Source organism: Alteromonas nitratireducens (assembly GCF_040812025.1).
GTDB classification, from domain to species: domain Bacteria; phylum Pseudomonadota; class Gammaproteobacteria; order Enterobacterales; family Alteromonadaceae; genus Alteromonas; species Alteromonas nitratireducens.
On record NZ_JBFNPK010000007.1, the window covers coordinates 91,783 to 118,373 of the forward strand.

At 51.9% G+C, this 26,591-nt stretch carries 23 protein-coding genes and 2 tRNA genes; 14 read left to right on the forward strand and 11 right to left on the reverse strand.

Annotation, left to right across the window (positions count from 1 at the left end):
• Positions 1 to 43: 43 nt before the first annotated feature.
• Entirely contained in the window at positions 44 to 937 is an 894-nt protein-coding gene (locus tag AB1N33_RS08370) for a transporter substrate-binding domain-containing protein (protein ID WP_411271092.1), read from the reverse strand.
• A gap of 8 nt (positions 938 to 945) precedes the next feature.
• Complete coding sequence (gene queE / locus AB1N33_RS08375; RefSeq protein WP_411271154.1) at positions 946 to 1,596, reverse strand: 7-carboxy-7-deazaguanine synthase QueE; 651 nt, start codon at positions 1,594 to 1,596, stop codon at positions 946 to 948.
• Between the two features lie 124 nt (positions 1,597 to 1,720).
• Here queE and queC point away from each other — a divergent pair, with 124 nt between their 5' ends.
• Positions 1,721 to 2,377 carry a 7-cyano-7-deazaguanine synthase QueC gene (gene queC, locus AB1N33_RS08380; RefSeq protein ID WP_411271093.1) on the forward strand — a complete coding sequence of 219 codons (657 nt, stop codon included), beginning with the start codon at positions 1,721 to 1,723 and terminating at the stop codon, positions 2,375 to 2,377.
• Positions 2,378 to 2,413: 36 nt separating this feature from the next.
• On the opposite strand, the gene AB1N33_RS08385 is transcribed toward queC, so the two are convergent.
• The 3 genes from AB1N33_RS08385 to AB1N33_RS08395 all read right to left on the reverse strand — a co-directional run bounded on the left by AB1N33_RS08385 (position 2,414) and on the right by AB1N33_RS08395 (position 6,824).
• Positions 2,414 to 3,343 (reverse strand): LysR family transcriptional regulator, encoded by a 930-nt coding sequence (locus tag AB1N33_RS08385; protein WP_411271094.1) that lies wholly within the window; start codon positions 3,341 to 3,343, stop codon positions 2,414 to 2,416.
• A 159-nt stretch (positions 3,344 to 3,502) separates the two neighbouring features.
• Positions 3,503 to 5,518 (reverse strand): excinuclease ABC subunit UvrB, encoded by a 2,016-nt coding sequence (uvrB, locus tag AB1N33_RS08390; protein ID WP_411271095.1) that lies wholly within the window; start codon positions 5,516 to 5,518, stop codon positions 3,503 to 3,505.
• Entirely contained in the window at positions 5,511 to 6,824 is a 1,314-nt protein-coding gene (locus tag AB1N33_RS08395) for an MATE family efflux transporter (protein WP_505433567.1), read from the reverse strand. The genes uvrB and AB1N33_RS08395 overlap by 8 nt, the downstream gene beginning before the upstream one ends.
• A 1,193-nt stretch (positions 6,825 to 8,017) precedes the next feature.
• Here AB1N33_RS08395 and AB1N33_RS08400 point away from each other — a divergent pair.
• The 11 genes from AB1N33_RS08400 (at position 8,018) to glpQ (ending at position 16,228) form a co-directional block, all read left to right on the forward strand.
• Positions 8,018 to 8,094 (forward strand) — tRNA-Asn (locus AB1N33_RS08400).
• 28 nt (positions 8,095 to 8,122) lie between these two features.
• Positions 8,123 to 8,199 (forward strand) — tRNA-Asn (locus AB1N33_RS08405).
• A gap of 212 nt (positions 8,200 to 8,411) precedes the next feature.
• A complete protein-coding gene (rsxA, locus tag AB1N33_RS08410) occupies positions 8,412 to 8,996 on the forward strand; it encodes an electron transport complex subunit RsxA (protein WP_411271096.1) in 585 nt (194 codons plus the stop codon).
• Positions 8,993 to 9,559 carry an electron transport complex subunit RsxB gene (gene rsxB / locus AB1N33_RS08415; RefSeq protein ID WP_411271097.1) on the forward strand — a complete coding sequence of 189 codons (567 nt, stop codon included), beginning with the start codon at positions 8,993 to 8,995 and terminating at the stop codon, positions 9,557 to 9,559. The genes rsxA and rsxB overlap by 4 nt, the downstream gene beginning before the upstream one ends.
• Positions 9,560 to 9,561: 2 nt before the next feature.
• Positions 9,562 to 11,673 carry an electron transport complex subunit RsxC gene (gene rsxC, locus AB1N33_RS08420; RefSeq protein WP_411271098.1) on the forward strand — a complete coding sequence of 704 codons (2,112 nt, stop codon included), beginning with the start codon at positions 9,562 to 9,564 and terminating at the stop codon, positions 11,671 to 11,673.
• Complete coding sequence (rsxD, locus tag AB1N33_RS08425; RefSeq protein WP_411271099.1) at positions 11,670 to 12,752, forward strand: electron transport complex subunit RsxD; 1,083 nt, start codon at positions 11,670 to 11,672, stop codon at positions 12,750 to 12,752. Before rsxC ends, rsxD begins: the two co-directional genes overlap by 4 nt.
• A gap of 10 nt (positions 12,753 to 12,762) precedes the next feature.
• Entirely contained in the window at positions 12,763 to 13,410 is a 648-nt protein-coding gene (gene rsxG / locus AB1N33_RS08430; protein WP_411271100.1) for an electron transport complex subunit RsxG, read from the forward strand.
• Entirely contained in the window at positions 13,403 to 14,095 is a 693-nt protein-coding gene (locus AB1N33_RS08435) for an electron transport complex subunit E (protein ID WP_411271101.1), read from the forward strand. Before rsxG ends, AB1N33_RS08435 begins: the two co-directional genes overlap by 8 nt.
• 30 nt (positions 14,096 to 14,125) lie before the next feature.
• Positions 14,126 to 14,761: an endonuclease III gene (nth, locus tag AB1N33_RS08440; protein WP_411271102.1), complete on the forward strand. Its 636-nt coding sequence runs from the start codon at positions 14,126 to 14,128 to the stop codon at positions 14,759 to 14,761.
• A 79-nt stretch (positions 14,762 to 14,840) separates the two neighbouring features.
• Positions 14,841 to 15,227: a lactoylglutathione lyase gene (gene gloA / locus AB1N33_RS08445; RefSeq protein WP_411271103.1), complete on the forward strand. Its 387-nt coding sequence runs from the start codon at positions 14,841 to 14,843 to the stop codon at positions 15,225 to 15,227.
• On the forward strand, positions 15,227 to 16,228 hold the full coding sequence (glpQ, locus tag AB1N33_RS08450; RefSeq protein ID WP_411271104.1) for a glycerophosphodiester phosphodiesterase: 1,002 nt from the start codon (positions 15,227 to 15,229) through the stop codon (positions 16,226 to 16,228). The genes gloA and glpQ overlap by 1 nt, the downstream gene beginning before the upstream one ends.
• Positions 16,229 to 16,233: 5 nt before the next feature.
• Here glpQ and AB1N33_RS08455 read toward each other — a convergent pair whose 3' ends face one another.
• Positions 16,234 to 17,040 (reverse strand): flagellar protein MotY, encoded by an 807-nt coding sequence (locus AB1N33_RS08455; protein ID WP_411271105.1) that lies wholly within the window; start codon positions 17,038 to 17,040, stop codon positions 16,234 to 16,236.
• A 274-nt stretch (positions 17,041 to 17,314) separates the two neighbouring features.
• Between AB1N33_RS08455 and rnt the strand changes: the two genes are divergently transcribed.
• Positions 17,315 to 17,956: a ribonuclease T gene (gene rnt / locus AB1N33_RS08460; protein ID WP_411271106.1), complete on the forward strand. Its 642-nt coding sequence runs from the start codon at positions 17,315 to 17,317 to the stop codon at positions 17,954 to 17,956.
• Between the two features lie 58 nt (positions 17,957 to 18,014).
• Here the strand turns inward: rnt and AB1N33_RS08465 are convergent, their stop codons facing one another.
• Complete coding sequence (locus AB1N33_RS08465; protein WP_411271107.1) at positions 18,015 to 18,620, reverse strand: peroxiredoxin; 606 nt, start codon at positions 18,618 to 18,620, stop codon at positions 18,015 to 18,017.
• 277 nt (positions 18,621 to 18,897) lie between these two features.
• Between AB1N33_RS08465 and AB1N33_RS08470 the strand changes: the two genes are divergently transcribed.
• On the forward strand, positions 18,898 to 19,092 hold the full coding sequence (locus tag AB1N33_RS08470; RefSeq protein ID WP_411271108.1) for a bacterioferritin-associated ferredoxin: 195 nt from the start codon (positions 18,898 to 18,900) through the stop codon (positions 19,090 to 19,092).
• A gap of 16 nt (positions 19,093 to 19,108) precedes the next feature.
• Here AB1N33_RS08470 and AB1N33_RS08475 read toward each other — a convergent pair whose 3' ends face one another.
• The 4 genes from AB1N33_RS08475 to AB1N33_RS08490 form a co-directional block, all read right to left on the reverse strand.
• Positions 19,109 to 22,015, reverse strand: coding sequence for a TonB-dependent receptor domain-containing protein (locus AB1N33_RS08475; RefSeq protein WP_411271156.1), 2,907 nt, complete (start codon positions 22,013 to 22,015; stop codon positions 19,109 to 19,111).
• A 185-nt stretch (positions 22,016 to 22,200) separates the two neighbouring features.
• Positions 22,201 to 23,262: a FecR family protein gene (locus AB1N33_RS08480; protein WP_411271109.1), complete on the reverse strand. Its 1,062-nt coding sequence runs from the start codon at positions 23,260 to 23,262 to the stop codon at positions 22,201 to 22,203.
• A 2-nt stretch (positions 23,263 to 23,264) separates the two neighbouring features.
• On the reverse strand, positions 23,265 to 23,822 hold the full coding sequence (locus tag AB1N33_RS08485) for an RNA polymerase sigma factor (protein ID WP_411271110.1): 558 nt from the start codon (positions 23,820 to 23,822) through the stop codon (positions 23,265 to 23,267).
• Between the two features lie 112 nt (positions 23,823 to 23,934).
• Entirely contained in the window at positions 23,935 to 26,520 is a 2,586-nt protein-coding gene (locus tag AB1N33_RS08490) for a TonB-dependent receptor plug domain-containing protein (protein ID WP_411271111.1), read from the reverse strand.
• Positions 26,521 to 26,591: the final 71 nt, after the last annotated feature.

The following is a 26,591-nucleotide window of genomic DNA, read 5'->3' on the forward strand; positions in this document are numbered from 1 at the left end:
CCTCTGATACAGCCTGACCTGCTGAGCGGGTCAGGCCGGTATACTACTCTTCCTCAAAGCCTTCGGTGCGATACCACAGCGCATCATTCCCAAGGGGCGTGTTAGGCGGTAACAGTGGATTCTCAAACACAAATACCGTGCGCTCGTCGATATTCAGTTCTTTTAACAGCGGCGCGTATGAGGCGTTAAACAGCACATCGAAACTTCCGTCTTTAATTGCGCGTTTCAGCCCGGTTTCAATCAGCCTTGCGAGCGTCGGATTTCCCCGGTTAACAAAAAAATACATGGCGGAAGGATAATAAAGCGCCAGCCGGTCGTTGAGGATAAGATCTTCATCGCGCCCTTTTTCCGCCAGTTCACTGGTCACTTCAATCACTGAACGCGGAAAGAAGTCTCCACGGTTCTGCGCCAGTGCGTGATAACCGTCGTTGTACTCGCGCACCGTTAATACATTGAACCCGTTGGCCTGCAGTATTTTGGTGTCTGGCCACTCTTCACCCTGTATTGCGGTTAACTGGCGCAGGCCGGCGGCGTCATTCACCGCCGCTATTTTCGACGCGTGGCGGCGATTTATCACCGGCAGGCGTAAGCCAATCAGGCCCTTAGCGATAGGAATGCGAATTGCCAGCAGATCTTTTTCGCGCTGGACATCAGTCATGCTCCACACCACGTTGACTTCACGATTTTCACGTAACTGTCGTAATGCCTTGCCTTGCAACAAAATGCGATCAGACGGTGACAGCGAATAGCTGACGCCGGTTTTCTCCAGCGCCAGTTGCAACAACGCAACCGGGTACTCGTTGCGCATATCCTGCTCATCGAGCGGTCTGGGATAGGTCAGCGACCAGGTCGCAGCCTGAAGTAAGGGCGTTAGAGGTAACAACAACACCAGCGTGGTTACCCTGAGTGCAGTCTTACCAGCCCATGAACGCATCATGCTTGTCCTTATTCAATGCCGATATATTTATGTGTCTGTAACGATAACCGCCAGTTTCTGGCAATACAAGTTTCAACCGCCAGCGTGGTTGCCCGCGGCTGCTGACTGATGGGCTGCAGACAAATTTCAACGTCATCACGATGCTGATGTCGGGCAAGCAGCTCGTCCAGCTCCTCCACATGGCGTGCCATGGCGACCGGATGTTTTATCTCATTCGCTCGGTTGAGCGCGCTGTCGAGTACCGGCATCCCTCCCTTCATATTGACTTTAGGCGATACGGTTACCCAGGTCCGTGGGTCACATAACACCTCGTAGGTGCCACTGGTTTCAATTTGTGTGGTGTAACCGGCCTCGTGTAATGCCGTAGTGACGGCGCGCAGGTCATACATGCACGGCTCCCCCCCGGTAATGACGATATGCCGGGCCACATAGCCCTGCTTTGTCAGCAACGCAGGCAGTGCCGTATCATCAAGGGAGAAAAACGCCTCGCTCTCCTGGCGCTTCGACAACACGGCGTCGGCACTGGTCTGAAATGTCGGATCCAATGTCCAGGTATGCTTTGTATCACACCACGGACAGCCAACCGGACAGCCCTGCAGACGTACAAAGACAGACGGAATACCCGTATGTGCCCCCTCGCCCTGGATGGTCTCGAACATTTCATTAATTTTTAGTGTTGTCGTTGGTAACGCTGACAAGATGGACTCCAAACTAATTGCATCTTGGGATTTTACCAAGGATCACATAAAATTCCGTGTAAATTATTTAAATACTTTGGTTACTATGTCAGAAAACGTCGTCGTTATTTATTCTGGCGGGATGGATTCGTTTACCGTCCTGCACCGCGCTATCCGGGAAGGCAAAACGCCTCATGCGCTGACCTTTGATTACGGCCAGCGCCATAAAAAAGAAATCGACTATGCCGCCCGTGTCTGTGCCGGACTTGGCGTCTCACATAAAGTGGTCGATATCAGTGCGATTAACTCGCTGGTAGGCGGCTCTGCACTGACGTCAGACATCGATGTTCCTGAGGGGCATTACGAAGAACCCAGTATGAAGACGACGGTGGTACCTAACCGCAATATGATTCTGCTGTCGCTTGCGGTGGGCTACGCGGTCAGCCTGGACATCAACCAGGTTTACTATGGCGCGCACTCAGGCGACCATGCGATTTATCCAGACTGTCGTCCTGAATTTGTTCAGAAAATGAATGACGTTTGTCATATTGCCAATTACACTCCGGTTGATATCGTCACACCCTATATTCACAACAGCAAAACCGAGATCCTGACTGACGGCCTGAACATGGGGCTGGACTACGGACAAACCTGGACCTGTTACAACGGCCGCGAGAAGGCCTGTGGTAAATGCGGTGCGTGTGAAGAGCGACTTGAAGCGTTCAGAGACAACAACGCCACAGATCCTCTGGCGTATGAGTAGGCTGACGGCGTCTGCTTAGCAGACGCCGGTATACCACTATCCTTTCTGACTTTCTGAAATAAAGTAGCTGAGTTCTTTAATACAGTGCCGTAACACCGGGTTCAGACGGGTGTTCTTGCCGTTCATGACGAACATTTCGTGGCTGAAGTTAAACAGTGAGCCTTGTGCAATCGGAACCAGGCCCAGGCTCGCGCCCTGCTCTTTTGCCATATAATCAGGCAGCAAACCCACATATTCTCCGGTCATCATAGCCGACATAGCGGCGTCATAAGAATCAGAGAATGTCTGAATTGCCAGCCGACGATCATCTTCTATGTAATTCGCAGACGACAAGCCAGAAATACCAATTGCCGGATAATCTTCAATTTTCACGTCAGCAGGCAGTGCACAGTCGCGGTACTTGGCCAGCGGGTGCGTCGGCGCACAGTAAAGCCGGCCAGCGCATGACGTTCCGATAGGATGGAACGTCACTGACTCGGGCTTGACCATATCATACGTTGAAACAACCAGGTGACATTCGCCGGACAGCGCGACGTGCTCCACTTCATTGTAAAGACGGGTCTGGATGTTGACGTGGATATCGTCGAACTTCTTCATGGTGCTCTTAACGGCTTTACTGACCGCCAGGTGAACGGATAACGGCAGGCCCGCCATCAGCACCAGGGTAATGTGACCAGAATAATCATCGTGCAGCGATTTAAGATTGAACACGAAGTTATCGAACGCGTTGAAGATCCGCTTGGTTTCCTGAAAGACGACCTCGCCTTCCTTTGTCATCTGGAAACCGCCACGCCCACGGTGACACAACACGAGATCCAGACGCTCTTCGAGCTTTTTGATGGCCGCACTGATATTCGGCCTTTGCATACGTAGTACCGGTTCCGCCGCTGTAAAACCATTACAGCTGGCCACCGCATAAAAGACCCGAAGCAGTTTGATATCGGATTCCTGCAGACGATTTAACATAGCAGCACCATTTATAGGTATAGTTATGGATACTCAATGTTGCCATCATAGCAAGTCAGCCTGCGATTACAATCAGATTTTTTTCGATATGTCAGGCATTTTTAGTGTGTTTGCAGGCATCCATGCCCACATCAGGTATTTCATGGCATACAGTCTGGATTATGAAAGCGCTACCACCTGTTTGCGTAACGCCTCAATGTCGTCACGCAACGACGCGGCTTTTTCAAACTCCAGTTCCCGGGCGTATTCAAACATCTGTTTTTCAAGCTCGGCAATCTGATCCATCAGCTCTGTTGCACTGGCAGCCTGTTGTTGCTTTTTCTTCTCAGCCACTTTGCGCAGTTTGACTTTGCCCGCGGCAGGATGTGCACCATCGCCGACATCCATAATGTCGGTAATCGGCTTGTTAAGCTTCATCGGCGTCAGGTTATTGGCTTTGTTGTAGGCATCCTGTTTCTCGCGACGACGCATCGTTTCATCCATCGCCTTGCGCATCGATTTGGTGATCTGATCAGCGTACAGAATGGCTTTACCGTTAATGTGACGGGCCGCACGGCCGATAGTCTGGATAAGGGAGCGCTCTGCGCGAAGAAACCCTTCCTTGTCGGCATCAAGTATTGCAACCAGGGAGACTTCCGGCATATCCAGCCCTTCCCTCAACAGGTTAATCCCAACCAGAACATCAAATTTACCCAGTCGCAGGTCACGAATTATTTCAATGCGCTCGACCGTATCAATATCCGAATGCAGATAGCGGACTTTCACATCATGTTCATTTAAGTATTCACTTAAATCTTCCGCCATCCGCTTGGTCAGCGTGGTGATCAGTGTTCGTTCATCGCGTTCTACCCGTAACCGGATTTCTGAGAGTACATCGTCGACCTGGGTCGCCACCGGTCTGACCTCAATTTCCGGATCCAGCAGCCCCGTTGGTCTGACAACCTGCTCAACCACATCACCGTCAGACTTTTTCAGTTCATAGTCACCCGGTGTTGCCGACACATAAATGGTTTGTGGACAGGTTTGCTCAAACTCTTCAAATTTGAGTGGGCGGTTATCCAGCGCAGACGGCAAACGAAAACCATACTCCACCAGCGTTTCTTTTCGCGACCGGTCACCTTTATACATGGCGCCAACCTGCGATACGGTCACGTGTGATTCGTCGATAAACATGAGGCCGTCAGCCGGGAAATAATCCAGCAGTGTCGGTGGCGGCTCGCCAGGCGCACGTCCTGACAGATACCGGGAGTAGTTCTCAATACCGTTGCAGTAACCCAGCTCCATCATCATCTCGATGTCGAACTGTGTGCGCTGTGTCAGACGCTGATCTTCAAGCAATTTATTAGCTGACTGTAGCTGTGCTTTGCGATCTTTCAGTTCGTCTTTGATTTCTTCAATCGCATTCAGGATCTTTTCACGCGGCGTAACATAGTGGGTCTTCGGGAACACGGTGGCTCTTACCACCGATTTTTCAACGGCACCGGTCAGCGGATCAAACAAGCTGATTTTATCGATTTCATCGTCAAACAATTCGACACGCACCGCCTGCTTCTCAGAGTCTGCAGGAAAAATATCAATCACATCACCGCGTACCCTGAAAGTACCACGCTCAAACGCCAAATCGTTTCGTTTATACTGCAGCTCGGCCAGACGACGCAGAATGTCACGCTGGTCCATCGTGTCGCCCTGACGCAGGTGCAGCAGCATTTTCATATACGATTCCGGATCACCCAGACCATAGATTGCCGACACACTTGCCACAATCACAACATCGCGGCGTTCCATCAGGGCTTTGGTCGCTGACAGGCGCATCTGTTCAATGTGATCATTGATGGACGCATCTTTCTCTATAAAGGTATCAGTACTGGGCACGTACGCCTCTGGCTGGTAGTAATCGTAATAAGACACGAAATACTCCACCGCGTTGTTGGGGAAAAATTCTTTCATTTCTCCGTATAGCTGCGCCGCCAGTGTTTTGTTGTGCGCCAGGATGAGGGTCGGACGCTGAACCTGCTGAATAACGTTGGCCATGGTGAAGGTTTTTCCCGACCCGGTAACACCCAGCAGTGTTTGTGCCGCCAGGCCACTTTCCAGCCCATCAACAAGTTTCTCAATCGCGTTGGGCTGATCACCCGCCGGTTTATACGATGAAACCAGTTCAAAACCTTTACTCATGAAGTTGTTTACCCTCTGCGTTTACTTCGTTGTGCGCGAGTGCACGTTTGAAAATGGTAAAAGACAGACACGCCATTAGCGTATTCGCAACCACGGTGCCCCAAAACAGACCGGTCAGATCAAAAGCCAGGCTGACCAGTACGCTGATGGGTACGTAAAAGACAAACAGGCGGATGACACTCAGCACCAGTGCCGACATTGGCCGGTGCATCGCGTTCAGTGCAGAATTGGTCAGAATAATGATGCCCTGTAAGCCGTACCCGATAGGAACAATCATTAAAAACCGCTGAATCAGTTCCGCAACAGCCTTTTCTTCTGCAAAGGCCGCAGCAATAAGCGGGGAACACAGCCACAGCGCCAGATAAACCAGTAATTGCCAGCCCAGTACAAATTTCATTGTGGCGGCATAGGCACTGGCGACACGATGCGGCTTGTCGGCCCCCATGTTCTGACTAATAAAAGGTGGCAGTGTCATCGACAATGCCAGTACCACGATGCAGGCAATAGACTCCATCCGGTTCCCCACGCCCCAGGCCGCTACCGCTTCGGCGCCGTAGTTAGCTACCACTGCAGTCAGTACGCCGCCCGCCATTGGCGTCAGCATGTTCGCACCGGCCGCCGGCAGGCCGATACGCAAAATCTCTTTGCCACTCTCCTGTAATTCGCTGAGCGTTAACAGACGAGGTACCATCAGACCTTTTTTCACGGCCAGTACATAGAGGATCCAACTGGCGCCCACCATCCAGGCAATCAGCGTCGCCAGCGCCGCCCCCTGGATCCCCATTGCAGGAAAGGGCCCCCAGCCAAAAATGAAAAGCGGGTCAAGCAGTGCATTGAGGCCGCCCCCCGCCGCCATAATAATACTGGGTGTACGGGTATCACCACAGGCTCTCAGGACGCTATTGCCGACCATCGGCAAAGACAGGAATACGCTCGAAAAATACCAGACCCCCATATAGTCATGAATAAACGGCATCAGGTTTTCAGTCGCATTCAACGCCCGGAATACGGGTGTCATGGTGACAAGCCCAATCGCTGCGAGCACAGTAACCAGGATCAGTGAGATCATCAGGGCACCGGTTGCATAGCGCTGTGACAAATCATGATTCTGTTTTCCCTGCAGCTTGCCGATGACCGCCGACGTGCCGATGCCTAAGCCAATATTCAGACTGATCACAGTGAACGTGACAGGAAAGGTAAAACTGATCGCGGCAAGCTGCTCGGTGCCCAACAGGCTGACAAAAAAGGTATCGATCAGCCCGAAGCTCATCATCATCACCATGCCCAGAATCATGGGAATGGTCATTCGCTTCAGCGTACTGGCTATGTCACCTTCGGTGAGGTCAGATTTTCTTGGCTGTGGGGTCGTTGTCTTCACTCGCACTCTCAACTTGCAGCTGCGCTTTTGTTGGTTTCGCCTGAACACGTGATATCACGCTGTGAACAGGGATAACTGTGATAGCGGTGTAGTCTAAGGCAGCCACCTCCAGATGGCTATGGCAATACGCTCAACGCGACGAAAAAAAAGGTGGTGATAATACCGGCTTCTCAAGATGCCAACGGATTGCTTTTAATCATCATCTGGCGTATCTGGCCGCAAAAACAGGTGGTAGAGCTGTAAAAGTGCAGAAAATGAGATTTATCTTCCATTCATGACATTTATATATAAATCGCGATGGCATTACCGCAATTCTCCTTCGTTTTTACCTCCGGAGAACCCGCGTTTCGCTTATGACAATCTTTTGACAGCCTAACGACAAGAATTTGGCCATTACGTCGTCAGACGCCGGCTCATTGATAAAATAAATGCCGGCGACAGAAGTAAAAAAAATGTTAATACCATGAGGCCGATCCAGCCTGTTCCGGGTATCTTATATACGAACAGCGTGCATTAACACACAAGGTTTTTAGTGTCTATGTGAAGTTATTCGCCATTTCGGGAAAAACACAGATATATTAATTATCTCATTGATTAAATTGAAAATTAATTTTATTTCTGGAAACAAGACAGCTTAACTGCATCAGACGATCGCCACAATTTCAGAGTGAAAAACACAACTATCAACACAGTTATCCACAGTTTTAGTGGATAACTGTCCAAAGGCCAGTAACCACGCGAGATCGGCCTCAACGATCACAATTTTATGTAAGTAATGACTAACCTCACAATGAAAGCATACAGGTTACAGATTTATGAAATTCTGTACATTTGACCAGTAGTCAAAAGAATATTTATAGCTTTTGGTTATTTTAAATTTATTTTTTAGAACTAAACTCAAGAAAAATTTTTCAGGGATTTTCCGCACACCGTGATATCGCTAATCAGGCAGGCCCGAGCCAGTTAGCTGATAAATTAACCATGTTTTTTGACGCTTTGAGCACTATTTCATCACAAAACGATTAAAAAGTTATTTTTTATCCAAGTAGCATAAAAATACGAATAAGGTTGTTGACAGCAAACCAGTACGTCTTTAATATTCGCCACCGTTGAAAGTCAGGTCCCCCTTAGCTCAGTTGGTTAGAGCGACGGACTGTTAATCCGCAGGTCCCCCGTTCGAGTCGGGGAGGGGGAGCCAACTTTCATACAAACAATTCAAAGGCAATTCCCCCTTAGCTCAGTTGGTTAGAGCGACGGACTGTTAATCCGCAGGTCCCCCGTTCGAGTCGGGGAGGGGGAGCCAACCTCTCTTCTCATGTTCTTTGTGTTCTCATTTGAAATTGCTGCGACGAAAAGTCGTCTTCGGTTGATCTTTTTCCTGAAATAACCTTACTGCAATCAAGTTGTTAATCTTCGCTCAACAAGCGATAATAGTGGCCGTCTTCGAGCTAAAGCCTGCCAGAATGTGAGCCGGCTTGTAGCATAGTCCGTCACCGACAAGGCAATTTCGGTTTCATGACAGATTTTTTATTACTTCTTATTGGTACAGTACTGGTCAACAATTTTGTTCTGGTCAAGTTCCTTGGACTGTGCCCGTTTATGGGCGTATCCGGAAAACTTGAAACCGCTATCGGTATGTCGATGGCAACCACGTTTGTATTAACACTGGCCTCAGCATCGAGCTACCTTGTCGAAACTTACCTGCTGGCACCACTCGGTATTGGCTACCTACGGACGCTGGCGTTTATTCTGGTGATTGCGGTGGTCGTCCAGTTCACCGAAATGGTGGTTCACAAAACCAGTCCTACCCTGTATCGCTTGCTGGGTATATTCCTGCCGCTCATTACAACCAATTGCGCGGTTCTCGGCGTTGCATTGCTGAATCTTACCGAGCAGCATAATTTCACCGAGAGCCTGATTTATGGCTTTGGTGCCGCACTCGGTTTTTCTCTGGTGCTGGTGTTGTTTGCCTCCATGCGGGAACGACTGGCCGCGGCCGATGTACCGGTATCATTCAAAGGCGCATCCATTGCCATGATTACCGCAGGCCTGATGTCACTGGCCTTTATGGGCTTTAGCGGACTGGTCAGCCACTCATGATGACATTCGCACTGATTTCAATTGGCGCGCTGGCGCTGGGCTTTGGTTTGTTGCTTGGGTACGCCAGTATCCGCTTCAGAGTTGAAAGCGACCCACTGGTAGATCAAATTGATGAGATATTGCCGCAGACCCAGTGCGGACAGTGTGGTTACCCGGGTTGCCGCCCTTACGCTGAAGCAATCGCGCAGGGGGATGAGATTAATAAATGTCCTCCGGGCGGTGAAGCAACCATCAAAAAGCTGGCTGATTTGATGGGCGTTGAGCCGAAGTCGCTCGACGATGCCCACGGCCAGGAAGATGTAAAAAAAGTGGCATTTATCCGGGAAGATGAGTGCATCGGCTGTACGAAGTGCATCCAGGCCTGTCCGGTTGACGCGATATTAGGTGCTGCGAAACAAATGCATACGGTTATCGCAGAAGAGTGCACCGGCTGTGATCTGTGTGTCGATCCGTGTCCGGTAGACTGTATTGATATGGTCCCTGTCACGCCAACAACAGCCTCATGGAAGTGGGACTTCTCCTCTTCACCGAAAGGTGACATTCCAATTAAGATGGTGTCCTGACCGTGTTATCTCCCAGTTTTGAACACATCATTGATTTACTGAATCAGGGTAAAACCGGGACATTCCCGGGTGGCGTTCACCCTGACGACAAAAAAGCGCTGTCCAATACCACAGCAATAACTACCCCGCCCTTGCCTGATCTCATCACGCTGCCGTTGCGGCAACATGTTGGCAGCGAAGGCACATGCCTTGTTGAGGTGGGTGATGTTGTAAAAAAAGGCCAGCCGCTGACCGCAGGCAATAACCCCTACGCGGTGCCGGTACATGCCCCTACCAGCGGTGAAGTTATTGCGATTGCACCGCACGTTATTGCCCATCCCAGTGGCCTGACAGAAATGTGTATCAGCATTCGTCCAGACGGTCACGATAGCTGGTGTGAGCTGACACCCATCGCGGATTATCAGCATGTCGATAAAGCCACGCTGGTCGAAGCAATTTGTAATGCCGGTATTTCTGGTATGGGCGGTGCAGGCTTTCCAACCCATATCAAAACCTCGAGCAGCAAGCCAGTTGAGTTTCTCATTATCAATGGGGTCGAGTGTGAGCCCTATATCTCAGCAGATGATCGTCTGATGCGTGAGCATGCCTGGCAAATCCGCCAGGGCATTGACATTCTCTCTCATCTGGTTGAGCCCAAAGCCGTAATTATCGCGATAGAAGATAACAAGCCCGAAGCCATTGAGGCGATGAAGGTTGCCTGTCAGGATAAGGCGGCATACCGGGTTGTTGATGTTGAGACCAAATACCCGGCTGGCGGTGAAAAACAGTTAATTCAGGTTATCACCGGTCGCGAGGTGCCGCGCCATGGTCTGCCCGCCGATGTCGGCGTACTGATGTTTAACGTCGGAACCGCCTTTGCTGTCGCAGACGCAATTATCAGCGGCAAGCCGCTTATTGAGCGCGTTGTAACACTGACCGGCGACGCACTCACCCGTCCGGGGAATGTCTGGGCCAGACTGGGCACGCCTGTCAGCCACCTGCTTGACTATGCTGGCTACCATCCGGGTCAGCAAACGTCCCCCCGTGTGATTATGGGCGGCCCCATGATGGGCTTTACCCTGGCCGACGTATCAATTCCGGTCGTCAAAATTACCAACTGTCTGTTGGTGCCCGCGGCGCACGAACTGGCTGACGATGATGCAGAGAGACCCTGCATTCGCTGCAGCGCCTGCGCTGATGCCTGTCCGGTCAGTCTGCTTCCCCAGCAAATGTTCTGGCATGCCAAGGCCAAGGAGTACGACAAGGCGCAGGACTATAACCTGTTCGACTGCATCGAATGCGGTGCCTGTGCCTATGTGTGCCCCAGCGAGATCCCGCTGGTGCATTATTATCGCCAGGCCAAGTCGGCAATCAGGCTGGAACGTGATGAACGAAATAAAGCAGAAAAAGCAAAACAGCGTTTTGAGGCCCGAAAAGCCCGCTTAGAACAAGAGAAGCAAGAACGCGAAGCGCGGCACCGCCGTGCTCAGGAAGCGCGTCAGAAAAGCGCATCCCAGGCGCCTGCAGAAACAAAAGATAAAGTGGCAGCCGCACTGGCGCGAGCCAAAGCGAAAAAGGCAGCGCAGGCAGACACGGCAGCACCGGCACCTGAAGATAAGAAGGCCCAGGTCGCCGCTGCGATTGCGCGTGCCAAGGCAAAGAAAGCCCAGCGAGATGAAACACCATCAACGCCAGAATCTGTTCAGACCGACTCCATTCAGACCGAGTCCATTCAGACCGAGTCCATTCAGACCGAGTCCATTCAGACCGAGTCCATTCAGACCGAATCTTCCCAGACTGAAACTGCGCAGAATGACGATAAACAAGCCCGTGTCGCGCAAGCCATAGCCCGCGCTAAGGCAAAAAAAGCGGCGCGGGAAAATAAAGCGGATGATTCTGGTCAGACTACAGCTTCTGCCGGGAGTACCGACGATGAAAAACAACAAAAAATCGCCGCGGCCGTAGCCAGAGCAAAGGCTAAAAAAGCCGCAGCAGAGACTACGTCTGACACTGAAAGCAGCAAAACAACAAGTAGTGCGGACGACGAAAAACGACAACGTATTGCCGCCGCCGTCGCACGGGCGAAGGCGAAAAAGGCCGCCAAAACCTCTGATAACAACGACGAATCATCATGAAGCTAAGTTTATCAAGTTCACCACATCAGCGGGTTAAGCGTGACACTGGCCAGATAATGCGTCTGGTCATTTACGCCATGCTACCAGGCATTATCACCCATGCGGCTCTGTTTGGCTGGGGGGTGATTATCCAGGCGTTACTTGCGTGTGTCGCCGCCGTTGTCACTGAAGGCGTTATCGTGTGGCTACGAAAACGTCCGGTAGAACGCACGCTCAGTGATTATTCCGCTGTCCTGACCGCGTTGTTGCTGGCTGTCAGCATTCCGCCGTCCCTGCCCTGGTGGATGACGATTACCGGTACGGTATTTGCCATTGCCGTCGCGAAGCAGGTCTATGGCGGACTTGGGTTTAATATCTTCAACCCGGCCATGATTGCCTATGTCGCCCTGCTCATCTCGTTCCCCGCGGCGATGACACAATGGCTGCCGGTGCAGTCCCAAAGTCTGCATCCGACCAGTTTCAGCGACATGCTGTCTTTGATTTTTACTGGCTTTACCGTAGAAGGATATGATGTTGCACAATTACGTACGCTGGCTGATGGAGTTACCGCGGCAACACCACTGGATACGGTAAAAACCGGGCTGACGCAGGGCATGACCTACTCAGAATTGCTGCGAACCGCCTCTTTTGACGGCGGTCTGCTCGATGCCATGGGCACCGGCTGGGGCTGGCTCAGTCTGGCCTGGCTTGCGGGTGGACTGGTATTACTGCAACAGCGGGTGATCAGCTGGCATATTCCGGGCAGCATGCTGGCCGGGGTGGCCGTTACCTCACTGTTTTTGTATCTTATCAACGCGGATGTCTACGCGTCCCCGGTTTTTCACCTGTTTAATGGCGCGGTCATGATTGGCGCTTTCTTTATTGCCACAGATCCGGTCTCGGCATCAACCACCGCAAAAGGTCGTCTTGTATTCGGTGCCGCCATTGGCTTTTGGGTTGTCATTATCCGCACCTTTGGCGGCTATCCTGATGCCGTTGCATTTGGGGTCATCATCATGAACATGGCCGTGCCACTGATTGATTATTACACCCGTCCCCGGACTTACGGTCACCGTGCACAAACCGGGCGGCGCAGGTAATGAGGAAGCCATGCTAACTACGATTTCTAAAAATGGGGGCATGCTGGCAGCGTTTGCCATTGTAACCACCGCGCTGATCAGCCTGACCTATAACGGTACCCGGGCCACAATAGAAGAGAAAAAGCAGGCGCGGCTTCTGGGCGTGCTCACCGAAGTAGTACCAACGACCTATTTTGATTCACCGCTTTACCGGCATTGTACCGTGGTCAGCGACCCGCTATTGGGTAACTCCGCTTCGCATCGTGTGTATCTGGCAGTTAAAAATAATGAGGTACAGGCATTTGCGGTAGAGGCCACGGCACCTGACGGTTACAGCGGTAATATTGCGCTAATTGTCGGTGTCTCCAAAACGATGGACGTGCTGGGTGTGCGCGTGCTTGACCATAAAGAAACACCGGGACTGGGTGATAAAATCGAACTCGCTGTCAGTGACTGGATAACCGGATTTACTGGCAGGCAGTTTGACCCGGACAATCTTATCCCCTGGCAGGTAAAAAAGGACGGCGGTGACTTTGACCAGTTTACAGGCGCCACCATCACACCGCGAGCGGTTGTCGGTGCCGTGAAGAATGCATTACTGTTTGTGTCTGATAATAAGAACTCACTCACCCAGGCCGATAATGCATGCAGCATCAACCCGGGGGCATCCAATGAGTGACTTTAAAGATTTAAGCTGGCAGGGACTTTGGAAAAATAACCCGGCACTGGTCCAGTTACTGGGGCTGTGTCCTCTGCTCGCGGTGACTGCCACGGTAGTGAACGGACTCGGGCTGGGCATTGCCACTACCCTGGTTCTGATCGGCAGCAACGTCACGGTATCGCTGATCAGAAATCTGGTTCGCAACGAAATCCGGATCCCGGTGTTTGTGATGATCATCGCCGCCTTTGTGACCATCATTCAGTTGTTGATGAATGCGTTTACTTACGAACTCTATCTTGCCCTGGGCATCTTCATCCCGCTGATTGTTACTAACTGCGCCATTATTGGCCGTGCCGAAGCATTTGCATCAAAAAATCAGCCTGGTGCCGCTGCGTTTGACGGCCTGATGATGGGAGTGGGATTTACCCTGGTGCTGGTGATCCTTGGTGCCCTACGTGAAATTCTCGGTGCCGGTACGCTGCTGGCGGGCGCTGACCGGCTGTTCGGTGCAGTGGCAACCGACTGGACAATCACACTGTTTCATACTGATACCCCGTTTCTTCTGGCCATTCTTCCGCCCGGCGCATTTCTCGGTATGGGATTACTGATTGCCGTTAAAAATACCATCGACGCCAGACTGGCAGCACGTGAATCCAAAACCAAAGAAAAAGCACAACGTGCGCGTGTCACGGCCGAAAGCTGAGTCTGACCGAAGCAATGAGCATGAGCTGTTATGAATAACACGAAACGCAAAGAGATCCTGACCCGGTTACGCGATGCAAATCCACATCCGACGACCGAGCTGAATTTTTCCACCCCCTTCGAGTTGCTGGTCGCGGTGACATTGTCAGCACAGGCGACTGACGTCAGTGTCAACAAAGCCACCGACAAACTGTTCCCTGTCGCGAACACGCCACAGGCCATCGTCGATTTGGGCGTCGACGGGCTGAAGGAATACATCAAAACCATTGGTCTGTTTAATTCTAAAGCCAGCAATGTGGTCAAACTCAGCCAGATTTTGCTGGATAAGCATGGTGGTGAAGTACCGGAAAGCCGCGAGGCTCTGGAAGCCCTGCCAGGGGTTGGCCGAAAAACGGCCAATGTGGTACTAAACACGGCCTTTGGCTGGCCCACTATTGCGGTGGACACTCACATTTTCCGTGTCTCAAACCGCACAAAATTTGCGATGGGGAAAACCGTCGAGAAGGTAGAAGAGAAATTACTCAAAGTCGTGCCAAAAGAGTTTAAAGTCGACGTGCACCATTGGCTTATCCTGCATGGCCGCTATACCTGTCTGGCCAGAAAGCCCCGTTGTGGCTCCTGTCTTATTGAAGATCTGTGCGAATACAAAGACAAAGTTGATCTGTAAGGTCAGTTTCCACCTGTTGAATCAATCTGCTAGGCTGACACGCCTCAGGCCGATTTAATACACCATTGAGGAGAGACTTATGCGAATGTTGCATACCATGCTGCGGGTTGAAGATCTCGACCGCTCACTGCACTTTTACACGGATGTGATGGGAATGAAACTGCTGCGTAAATCAGACAATACCGAGTATGAATACACCCTGGCATTCGTCGGATACGCGGATGAAAGTGAGCAGGCAGTACTGGAGCTGACATACAACTGGGGCGATCATACCTATGATAAAGGGAACGCATACGGGCACGTTGCTTTCGCCGTTGATGATATCTATACGTTTTGCGAACACCTGGAGGCGAAAGGTGCAGATGTGTACCGAAAGCCAGGGCCGGTAAAGGGCGGAAAAACCGTTATCGCGTTTGTCCGCGATCCGGATGGTTATGCCATTGAGCTGATTGAGACCAAGGCATAATGACCGGCAGGAAGACCAGGGCAGGTCAAATTTTTGCCGTCTTTGCGCTCGTATGTTCTTTTTCATCCAGCGCATTTGACATCATTGCACACCGGGGCGCGTCAGGCTTTCTACCAGAGCATACGCTGGTAGCGGCCGCACTGGCCCACGCACAGATGCCCGACTATATTGAGCAGGACGTGGTGCTGAGTAAAGACGGTAAACCCGTTGTGCTGCATGACATTCATCTGGAAACGGTGACTAACGTGGAAGAGGTCTTCCCGGACCGCGCCAGGGAAGACGAACGCTTTTATGTGATCGATTTTACCCTCGCCGAGCTGAAAACCCTGCGCGTCCACGAGCGCACTAACCCGCAGGGCAAACCCGTGTTCCCTCACCGTTTTAGCGCGACCGGCGTTGATTTGCGCATCGCCACACTGGATGAACACATTCAGCTGATTCAGGAGCTGAACCGGCTGCGCAACACCGAGATTGGCTTCTACATTGAGATAAAATCGCCCGCATTCCATAAAAAGCACGGACAGGACATCAGCGCCATAGTGCTGGATACTGTAAAGCGTTTTGACCTGCTGTCTGCCAATGCCAGGCTGTTTCTTCAGTGCTTTGATTTTGCTGAGATCAGGCGACTACGACAGGAATTCGGCTATACCGGTCAGCTGGTTTTCCTGATTGGCATCGGTAAGGACTACGACGTCTATCGCACACCAGAAGGTATTCAGGGCCTGACCGGGCTGGTCAATGGCATTGGACCGGCTTTAGTTACCATGCTGCCATCAGGGCTAAACGAGACGCCTGTGCCGCCGGCATGGGTGAATGAGGCCAACAAACAAGGTCTGCTGCTTCACCCTTACACCTATCGTCACGACGTACTGCCAGCCGATATCGATGCGGGCGCGCTACTTGGCGTGCTTATCAGCCAGTTTGGTATTGACGGGATTTTCACCGATCAGGTGCCGCCCATCATGACTCTGCTTGAGCAGGTTTCTGCGCCGTCTCCCTGACTGGCTCAGGACTTAGACAGTCTGACCACAACCCGGCGGTTCTGCGCGCGCGCGTCGCTGGTGTTGTTGGGTGCGATGTGACGCTTCTCACCGTGGCCCGTGACCTCAATGCGATCTGCAGGCACCCCCATCGAGGTCAGGTAGTCTTTAACCTGATTCGCCCGGCGAATGGATAACTGCTCATTGTTCCAGCGACCACCATAACTGTCGGTGTAGCCATCAAGCAGGACCAGTTCAAGATCGCTGTCCTGTTTAAGGTATTCGCCAATCATACTGAGCCGTTTCTCTGCATATTTGGTGAGTTCCGTGCTGTTCTTCTCATAAGACAGTACGGTGTAGGCGATGTCCTCAAAACTGTATGGCAGCAGGTTGGAGACGCAGTCTATAAAGGCACGGTAGGACGGCGTAAAATTACTCGCATTCAGTGCGACACTGACTTTGTCGTAGCGGTTATACCAGTCCTGATAGAAAATCGTTGGCCAGTAGCCTTTTTCCAGTTCTGAGAGCATGGTCCAGGCGGCGGTCTCTGGCAGATCACCGTTGTACTGGGTACGTAACGTCATATCGGCAATGGGCTTAGGCACTTTGCCTGGCATCCAGGTTGGCGGCACCGAATACACTGCGGCAACACCGAAGCGCTTCGGTAACAGGCGCATATCCAGTTCAAACTCCATGTTGAGCTGCTTGGATGCGACACTGGTAAACAGGGCGTCACCGTAACCCGGTACACTGTGCGATAACGTACACTGCAAACGTCCGTCACGACTGACAGCCCAGTCAGATGACTCTACCGGCGCAGCGTACTGACGCATGGAGGCCGATACAGCAGTACTGAAAATTACGGTTCCTACTAGCAGCGTTCTGATTATCACGGATGTAGCCCTTCACTTCTTGACGATATGAAACCAGTGCAGTTTTTTTCCTGCACTCTCTGGTTATCGTCTTCTGGTCAGAAAAGTTTAATGTGTTCTGCGCCGGTTCGCCAGCCCGTGCGGGCTGGATACTTCCGGACGAACCTGTAATAATTGCCGGCTCTCGCGCCGTGTAAACGACGCCTGTTATCACAGCCACCAACGTAAGAGTTATATGCCTGAAAAAACCAACACGTTATCCGCCAGATTCAGAGGCTATTTCCCGGTCATCATTGACGTTGAAACAGCGGGGTTCAACGCAGCTACCGATGCCCTGCTGGAAATTGCAGCGGTGACGGTAAAAATGGATGAGCAAGGCATTCTGGTGCCCGATCAGACGTTTCATCATCATATTACCCCCTTTGAAGGTGCAAACCTTGAACCCGCTGCACTGGAGTTTAATGGCATCGATCCTCACTGCGCGCTGCGCGGTGCTATCGCTGAGAGCGAGGCAATGAAAGCACTGTGCAAAGGCGTACGCAAAGCGCAAAAAGCGGCAGACTGTCAGCGTTCTGTGATCGTCGCACACAACGCAACGTTCGATCAGGGATTTGTTAATGCAGCCATCGAGCGCTGCAATATCAAACGCTCCCCTTTCCATCCATTCGTCTCGTTTGATACGACGACACTGGCTGGCCTGGCGGTGGGTCAGACGGTTCTTGTTAAAGCCTGTCGCGCGGCAGGCATTGAATTCGATCAAAAAGAAGCGCACAGCGCACTGTACGACGCACAAAAAACCACCGAGTTATTCTGTTATATCGTCAATCGCTATAAATCACTGGGGGGCTGGCCGCTGCCGGCGCCAGAGTCAGACTGACTCCCCTTGCATATAAAAAAGCCCGGCATCAGCCGGGCTTTTCGTATCTACAGGACGCTTACAGCTTGTCCGCTTCCTCTGCCAGGTACTTAGCCACACCTTCCGGAGAGGCATCCATACCTGATTTACCTTCTGTCCAGCCTGCCGGACAAACTTCACCGTGCTCTTCATGGAACGCCAGCGCGTCAACCATACGCAGCATTTCATCGATGTTACGACCCAGTGGCAGGTCGTTAACAACCTGGTGACGAACCATACCTTCTTCGTCAATCAGGAAAGAGCCACGGAATGCCACACCGGCCTCCGGATGCTCAACATCATACGCCTGGCAGATTTCATGCTTCACATCAGCAACCAGGGTGTATTTAACCGGACCGATACCGCCCTGGTTAACCGGTGTGTTACGCCATGCGTTGTGAGAAAACTGAGAGTCGATAGACACGCCGATAACTTCAACACCACGCTTCTGGAACTCTTCGTAACGCTTGTCGAACGCAATAAGTTCTGACGGGCAGACAAAGGTAAAGTCCAGAGGGTAGAAAAACAGCACAGCTTTTTTGCCTTTGATCGCTTCTGCAAAGTTGAATTCATCAACAATTTCGCCGTTTCCTTTCACTGCGGCGGCGGTAAAGTCGGGAGCCGGACGGCCAACTAATACACTCATTTTACACTCCAATTAATGGTCATTATTGTTTTGATTCACCACAGCCGTGCGACGCAATGCAACAACATGGCTGGCAGCACGCGGCTCTGGTGGAGTAACCCCACGAGTATTATTGGTGCTTATTTACGAATAACAAGGTCGATACTGACACAATCTGGTCTGATGACGAAAAACCCATCACATTGCGCATATTTCCAACACAAAAAAAAGATCCAGCGATTGCATTAAACCCAAATAACAACTATTATCATTATCACTGAAGAAGATGAGGTGTAAGATGTTCGTTTGTATGTGCTTCGGAGTAACCGACAAAGCCATCCGGCAGGCAGTGAAAGAAGAAGGCGTGGGAAATCTGCGGGATCTTCGGCAGCACCTTGAACTGGGCAGCCAGTGCGGTAAATGCATTCATATGGCGCAGCAGATAATCGACGACACCATCATCGACGAAAGCCTGTTTAAAGAAGTCTGCTAACCTCCTTTCCCCTTACCTAAAAGTTCCACTGCGTTGACGCGTAGTAAAATGCCCCGTTGATACCCAGCGGTGATGTTGGTGGATACTTGGCCCCGACAATCCCGGCATAGGGATTTTCATCCGGCCTTGCATCAAACACATTTTTTGCGCCAATTGTCAGCTGTAACGACGGGCTGACCTGCCAGGACAGATTGGCATCAACGGTCGTCGTGCTGCCGCTCTCGATGTCATAACCGGCAGACGCATCCAGATGATCCTCATAAAAGCCACCATAATGATTCAGTCGCCAGACCAGCGTCACAGGCTGATGGTGCTGCGTGAGTGTCAGACTGCCCCGAACGGCCGGCAGATTATCTTCGAGCATTCGAATGCGCTGCGCGGTCAGGTTAGGCTGTAATACCCGTTCACCGTCAACCACCGCCGGGTAAAGGGTCACCCGTTCAACCTCGGTATCCGTCCAGTTAAACGCCCCCACAAGCTGATGTGTCCAGGTGTCGGTTTTCATTTCATAATGGACAACAATATCAAGCCCTTGCGTCTGCGTATCAAAGTCATTAGTGAAAAATTTCGCGGCATTATACGACGCCGCCTCCGGACGCCCCTGCAATGTGAGCACGCGAATATCATTCTCGCTCAAAGGAATAGCGGATGTCGTGCTGATGCGGTCAACCAGACGGATGGCAAAATAATCGAGTGTCACTAACAGTGACGGTGACGGCTGAAATACCACGCCCAGACTGGCATTGACAGACTCTTCCGGGGTCAGCAGCGTGGCACCCAGTTGCTGTGAAATCAGGTCGGTAGGCGGCAGTGTCGCCTGGTCCTCCAGCCCGTTTGGTCCGTAAGCTGTGGTCACGTTAATCACATTACTTTGCCCTACCGTCGGTGCTTTAAACCCCGTACTGACAGAGCCACGTAGCGCCACTGCATCACTCAACAGGTAACGTGACGTCAGTTTGCCGTCAAATGTCGAGCCAAAATCGGTAAAATGCTCCACGCGCACCGCGACGCCCAGCTGCCAGTCTGGCTGCGGGTACAGTTCAATGTCGGTGTACAGAGCCCAGTTGTTTCTGCTCCAGTGGCCTGCAGATTGCGGCTGGTAGCCGGGGAAACCGTTCGAACCGATACTAAACCCCTGCGAGGTACCGCTGACCGGATCATAAGCAAACGGACCGGCAATATAACTTGCGGTATCACCGGCATGCTGGAAGTACGTTTCCCGACGCCACTCTGCGCCCAGCGCAATGCTCACGGGCTCATCCATGACGGTATTGATAAGGCGGCGTAAATCGAGGTTGAACGTCCGCTCAACCTGGCTGACGCTGCCCGGCGAAAATGTCGTCGGTGATGCCGGTCCCAGCGATGGGTTGACGGTATCCTCGAGCTCAAAATCGATCCCTGAGTAACCGACTCCGCCACTCAGTTCCAGCGACCAGCCGCTGTCGAGTTCGGTTTTCATCCCGACAAATACCGCGGCGTCCTCAACCACGCCACCAAAGCGCGGGGTAAATCCGCCCGGGAACCATTCGTTAAAGGCAAAACAGTTTTGTCCTAACGCCGTCTGGTTATCGGCTATCAGTCGGTAGGCAGGATCGTCGAGCACATTACCGTCGCGAATAGTAATCGTCGGACAACTTAGTCCCTGCCCCAGTCCGTCAAGATCGGCCACCAGCAGCGACAGCGCGCCATCGTTCTCGCGCGCCTGACTAAACACGCCCTGACGGGTGTGCGGATGGCGATAATAAAAACCACCATGAATATCGCGCCGTGCAAGGTTGGCAAATCCGTACCCGCGGATGTCCGGCGTAATATCCCAGCCGAGGTTGGCCGCAAATTTCACATCGTGATCGATATCCAGCGCGCCCCAGACCTGCGCCGGGTTTTGTATATACGGATTACCGGCTGCGGTAAGTGCGGCCGCATCATCGCGCTGAACCGACCGTGACGTCGCCTGTTGTTGCCGGTATTCCAGCGTCAGATTCGCAAAGCCGTCTGTTTGCAGTGGCAGGCCTATGTTGCCCTGGAACTGCAGTAACTCACCGTCTCCTTCGTTAAACTGGCCACCGCTTAGTGACACGCTGCCACCTTCCCTGGCGTCTTTAAGCACAAAGTTGATGACGCCGGCAATGGCGTCAGAACCATATTGTGCCGCGGCACCGTCACGCAGCACCTCTACCTGCTTGAGTGCATAGGACGGCAGCACCGAAATATCCGGCCCCTGCGCACCGTCAGACAGCCCGCCACCGAGAAACGTAATCACGGCTGAACGATGTCGTCGCTTGCCGTTTAGCAGCAACAACGTGTGATCAGATGCCATGCCGCGAAGGTTGGCGGGCCGAACCAGGCTGGTTGCATCGTTGATCGGCTGATCATTCACATTCAGTGATGGCACCATCGCGCTGAGCATGGACAGCATGTCCCTGTCCCCCTGATTACTGAGCGCATCCTGAGACAGAATATCCAGCGGTACAGGCGACTCTGCCACACTACGGGGCGTACTGCGTGTTCCTACTACCGCAATGCGCTCAACGGCACTGCCTGTATTATCGTTGTTCGCTGTATCGTCGTTGCGGGCGGTGTCGGCCGCTCTGACACGTCGTTTGGGGCGAATACTCAGCTTTCCGGAGGCATCAGTCACAACAGCAAGCTCGGTACCTTTTAGCAACTTCTGCAACGCCTCGTTAAGGGTAAATTCCCCTTCCAATGGATTCACTCTCACCCGGCGGGCAAGGTCATAAGGAAACAGCAGGGTTGTGTCAGCCTGTTTGGCAAGCTCTGTCAGTGCGGTATTGGCATCCTGTGCCGGAATAACAAAGCGAAAGGTGTCAGCCGGACGGCCTGATGACGTGCTCTCCGAAGCCGCGGCGCGATCAGCAGACTGGGCAACAACACTGCTGGTAAGCAGAAGCAGAGAAAGAAAAATAACAGCCCGATATCCGGCACCCGTCCGGACGCGGTTTACGTCAGCATTGTTTGCAATTCGAAGAACGGACAAATTGAACAAGGGATGATCACTGGCTGACGACGATGAAACGGTTTAATTATACTGTCATAATCCTGTTGACATCGCCAGCCTCATAATTGCAATAACGCAGGCTGAACAAGTGCTTAGCTCTGATGCATCTGCGTCAGGATAATACGATTTTCACCCACGCGCTGGTGTTCAATACTGAAGCTGTTTTTCAGGGCTGCCAGCAGACCTTCGATATCACCGACACGGAAATATCCCGCCACCCGCGTATTGCGAAGTTCGCCATCCTCGACGGAAAAGCGCACCTTGGTATAGCGGCCTATTTCACTGAGGACTGCGTCAAGCGGCTCACCCTTAAACACGATCATGCCCTGTTGCCAGGCAAGATCATCATCGATGTCGGTTTTAGACAGATTTTCCCGATCCTCAAGATCCCCCTTCACTTTCGCCTTTTCACCCGCGAACATCAGCAACCCTTCGTCCGCGACCGGCTCTGAACTGAACAATGAGGATGCACCGGCGTAGGGAGAGAAACGGTCTTTCACCAGCACTTTCCCTTCGGTGACCACCAGCTCAAACGCATTATCGTCCACATACTGCATATTAAACGCCGTTCCGACCGCGGTGACCGTATTATCCCCTGCAGTCACCACAAACGGCCGGGTTTTATCATGCGCCACATCAAAGTGCGCCTCGCCGCGCAGCAGCACCAGCGAGCGCATGCTGTTTGAGTAGTCAACCGTCAGTACCGTATTGGTGTTCAGGTGGAGGGTCGAGCCATCGGCCAGCACCACGTTTTTCTGTTCGCCCACACCGGTAGTAATTTTTTGTGTGGCATGTGCCAGCGTGTCAGGCTTACCTACCATCATGGTGTCTATCATCAGCCCCACCGCCACTGCCATCAGCAAAAACCCGGCAGCCACGCTCCAGCGCGCCTGGCTGACAAGCTGCCTGACACGGCTCATATCCGCTTTTTTGTATGAATGCGGGAACAGACCACTGAGTTCATTGAGTACGCTCATGTCATCCCACAGGCTGGCCGCATCCATCAGGGTTTTACGGTGTGCCTGGCTTTCTGCCAGCCACAAATCAAGCTGCGTTTTTTCTTCGTCGCGCAGGCCACGGTCAAGCCGGCTGATCCACAGATAAGCCTGCTCCTGGATATCTTCTTTCGTAGAAAACTGATGCACGTTATTCATGGTTACTGCTTTTTAATGTCCTGAGCTACATATGACGAAGAAGATTCCGTATTTTCCGCGGACACTTCTGCCAGAAAACGGGCACACTGCATTAGCCCTTTTGCGACATGCTTTTCTACTGTGCTTTCGCTGATCCCTACCAGCTCTGCTATATCTTTTTGGCGCATGCCATACACTTTTTTCAACAGAAAAACCCGTTTCACATCGGGTGACAATTTGTCTGTTGCACGGCAAAAATGAATAAACCGCTCTTTACTTTCAACATGCTTGTCAAGACTGTATCCCACCAGTTCATGTGGCAGGGAGTCCATGTCATCCATGTTTTGATTCTGTTGTTGTGCGGCACTGGAAATGTGATTCAACGCCAGATTTCGCACCGTTTTCAGCATGTACGTGCGTTCGTACTGAATTTCCTGCTTCAGCTCAGCCTCATAACTTTTGATGTACGCTTCCTGAACGATATCTTCAATATCATCCCTGCTGACCAGCGGGCTTATCGCACGCATCAGACGGGTTCGGTATTTTAGATAGGTTTCGGTCAGTGTCGACTTGTTCGACATTTTCGTTGTTTGCCTTTGTTGCGTATTCGTTACAGGCTATGCCACAGGGGACACGCTTGTTGCTGTTATACCATAGAAGGGGGCAAAAGCCCCCTTGTGTTCCGGTTTCCGCTTAGAAGGTGTAAAGACCTCTTAAGTAGTAGAAACCACCATTGATCCCGATGGGAGACGTGGTCGGGTACAACGAACCTGCAATGCCTTTCCACTGCTCGTTTACGTCAGGATATTCATCCAGCGCGTTTTTCGCACCCGCAATGATGGTGAACGAATCACTGACGTTATAACCCACTTCAACATCCAGTGTGATTTCTGAACCAACATTATCGATAGGCAGACCTGAGTCCAGGTGGTCCTCGAAGATGCTGCCGAAGTAGTTCAGACGGCCAAGTACGCGCCAGTCACCATTGGTGTGGTTGGCTGTCAGGCTGTAACGAACCGCTGGCAGGTTATCTTCCAGCATGTGGATACGGTCAGCAGAAATGTTATCTGAGGCCTGGTCCACTTCAGTTGATGTCCAGTTGTACGCCAGCGAGAACTTGGTGCTGCCGCCCATCATATCCATCGAATAGTTCGCAACAATGTCCACACCTTCTGTTGTGGTGTCGAAGTCATTGGTAAAGAAGCTGATTTCAGAGAAGCTTGATGCATCACGAATCCCCAGATCAAGCAGGGTTGCAATGTCGTCTGACGTCAGCGCAATACCTGACGCGGTACTGATACGATCAGTCACTTCAATGTTGTAGTAATCAACTGTCAGGAACAGACCGTTTTCAAACTCTGCAACCATACCAAACGTGATACTTTCTGACTCTTCCGGTGTCAGCTGTTCACCACCTTTCAGCTGTGAAACAGGATCAGTTGGCGGCAGGGTCGCACGGTCAATCAATTTACCGTCGGTACCAAACGCAGTGGTTACGTTACGTACGTTACTCTGACCCAGGGTCGGGGCTTTAAAGCCTGTTGAGAACGCACCACGGAACGCAAAGGTGTCCGATGCCTGCCAGCGGAAGGCAACCTTACCTTTGGTGGTATTACCAAAGTCAGAGAAGTCTTCATAACGCAGTGCACCGGCCAGCATCAGTGATTCTGTGACATACGCTTCAACATCAAGGTAAAGCGCGATGTTGTGACGCGATACCTTGCCCTGGCTGTTAGGTGCCAGACCAGGGAAGCCGTTAGAACCAATACCGAAGCCCTGGGTTGCCAGCGGCCCAATCTCATAGGAAGCCGGGTCCCCTGCTACACTCTCATAGGATTCATGACGATACTGGAAGCCACCCGCAACATAGAGTGGCTCAAACAGACCCACTTCAAACGGTTTGGCCAGGTCAATATCCAGCGTTTGTTCCTGCTGAATATATTTGCCCGGGCTGAATTCAAACGGCGTGTCCGGGCCCAAAGACGGGTTAATTGTGTTTTTGATAGCAAAATCAATTTCGTTACGACCCAGGTTGACGCTGACATCGTAAGAGACTTCGTTATCCAGCTCCCCTTTGGTACCAAATACCAGTGACATATCGGTCACTGTACCACCGAAGCGCGGTGTGAAACCGCCTGGCAGAATTTCATTGAATGCAAAGCAGTTTGGGTTATTGGCTACTTCGTTGATATAACGCGGGTTCTCCAGCACGTTTGTACCAACCTGGATGTCAGTCGGACAGTTACCCGACATATCACCGGTCAGGTCACCCACCAGCAACAGCTGGTTGCCGTCTTCATCGGTTCCACCATCGTTAACACCGCCACGGTTATGCGGGTTACGGAAGTAAAAACCGCCTTCTACTTCACGCTCGGCATAGTTACCAAACATGTAAGCTTCACTGTTGTCTGTCAGTTGCAGACCCAGATTAGCAAACAGCTTGATGTCATCCTTAATTTCAGGAGAACCCCAGATTTGCGCAGGATCCGCCACCGACGTGTTACCACCGGCAATCAGCGCGGCAGCGTCATCACGCTGAACACTGCGTGAGGTAGGGTCGACGGTACGGTATTCCGCAGTAACGTTGACGAAACCGTCTTCCGTCAGCGGCATACCTACGTTACCGGAGATCATCATCATGTCTCCGTCGCCTTCGTAATATGAGCCATAACGCGCTTCTACCATGCCGCCTTCGGCGTCATCTCTCAGTACGAAGTTAACCACACCGGCAATGGCGTCAGAACCATACTGCGCCGCAGCACCGTCACGCAGCACTTCCACCTGCTTGAGCGCCATTGATGGGATCACTGAAATGTCTGGACCCTGAGCACCGTCCGACAGACCACCGCCCAGGAATGTGATGACCGCAGAACGATGACGACGTTTACCGTTTACCAGCACCAGCGTGTGGTCTGATGCCATACCGCGAAGGTTAGCCGGACGTACCAGCGTCGACGCGTCGTTGATCGGCTGGTCATTCACGTTAAATGATGGCACCACGGTTTGCATCATTGAAACCATGTCTGTTGCACCCTGACTGCGAATTTCTTCGTCAGAGATGATATCGATAGGTACCGCAGAGTCTGCCACCGAGCGTGGCGCTGCACGCGTACCGACGACCGCGATCTGTTCAACAACCTCAGGCGCTGCATTTGCGTCGCTTTGCGCCTCCTGTGTTTCCTGTGCCAGCGCTACGTTGCTGGCAAACACGGTAACCGCTGCGGATGCAGTCAGCACCCCGCGCACGTGTCTCGTCAGTAATGACAATGATGTTTTCATAATGGTTTCCCGGATTTGATTCCCATTTGGCACCGTCAGTATGACGATGCGAATGCACTGGGATATTGTTG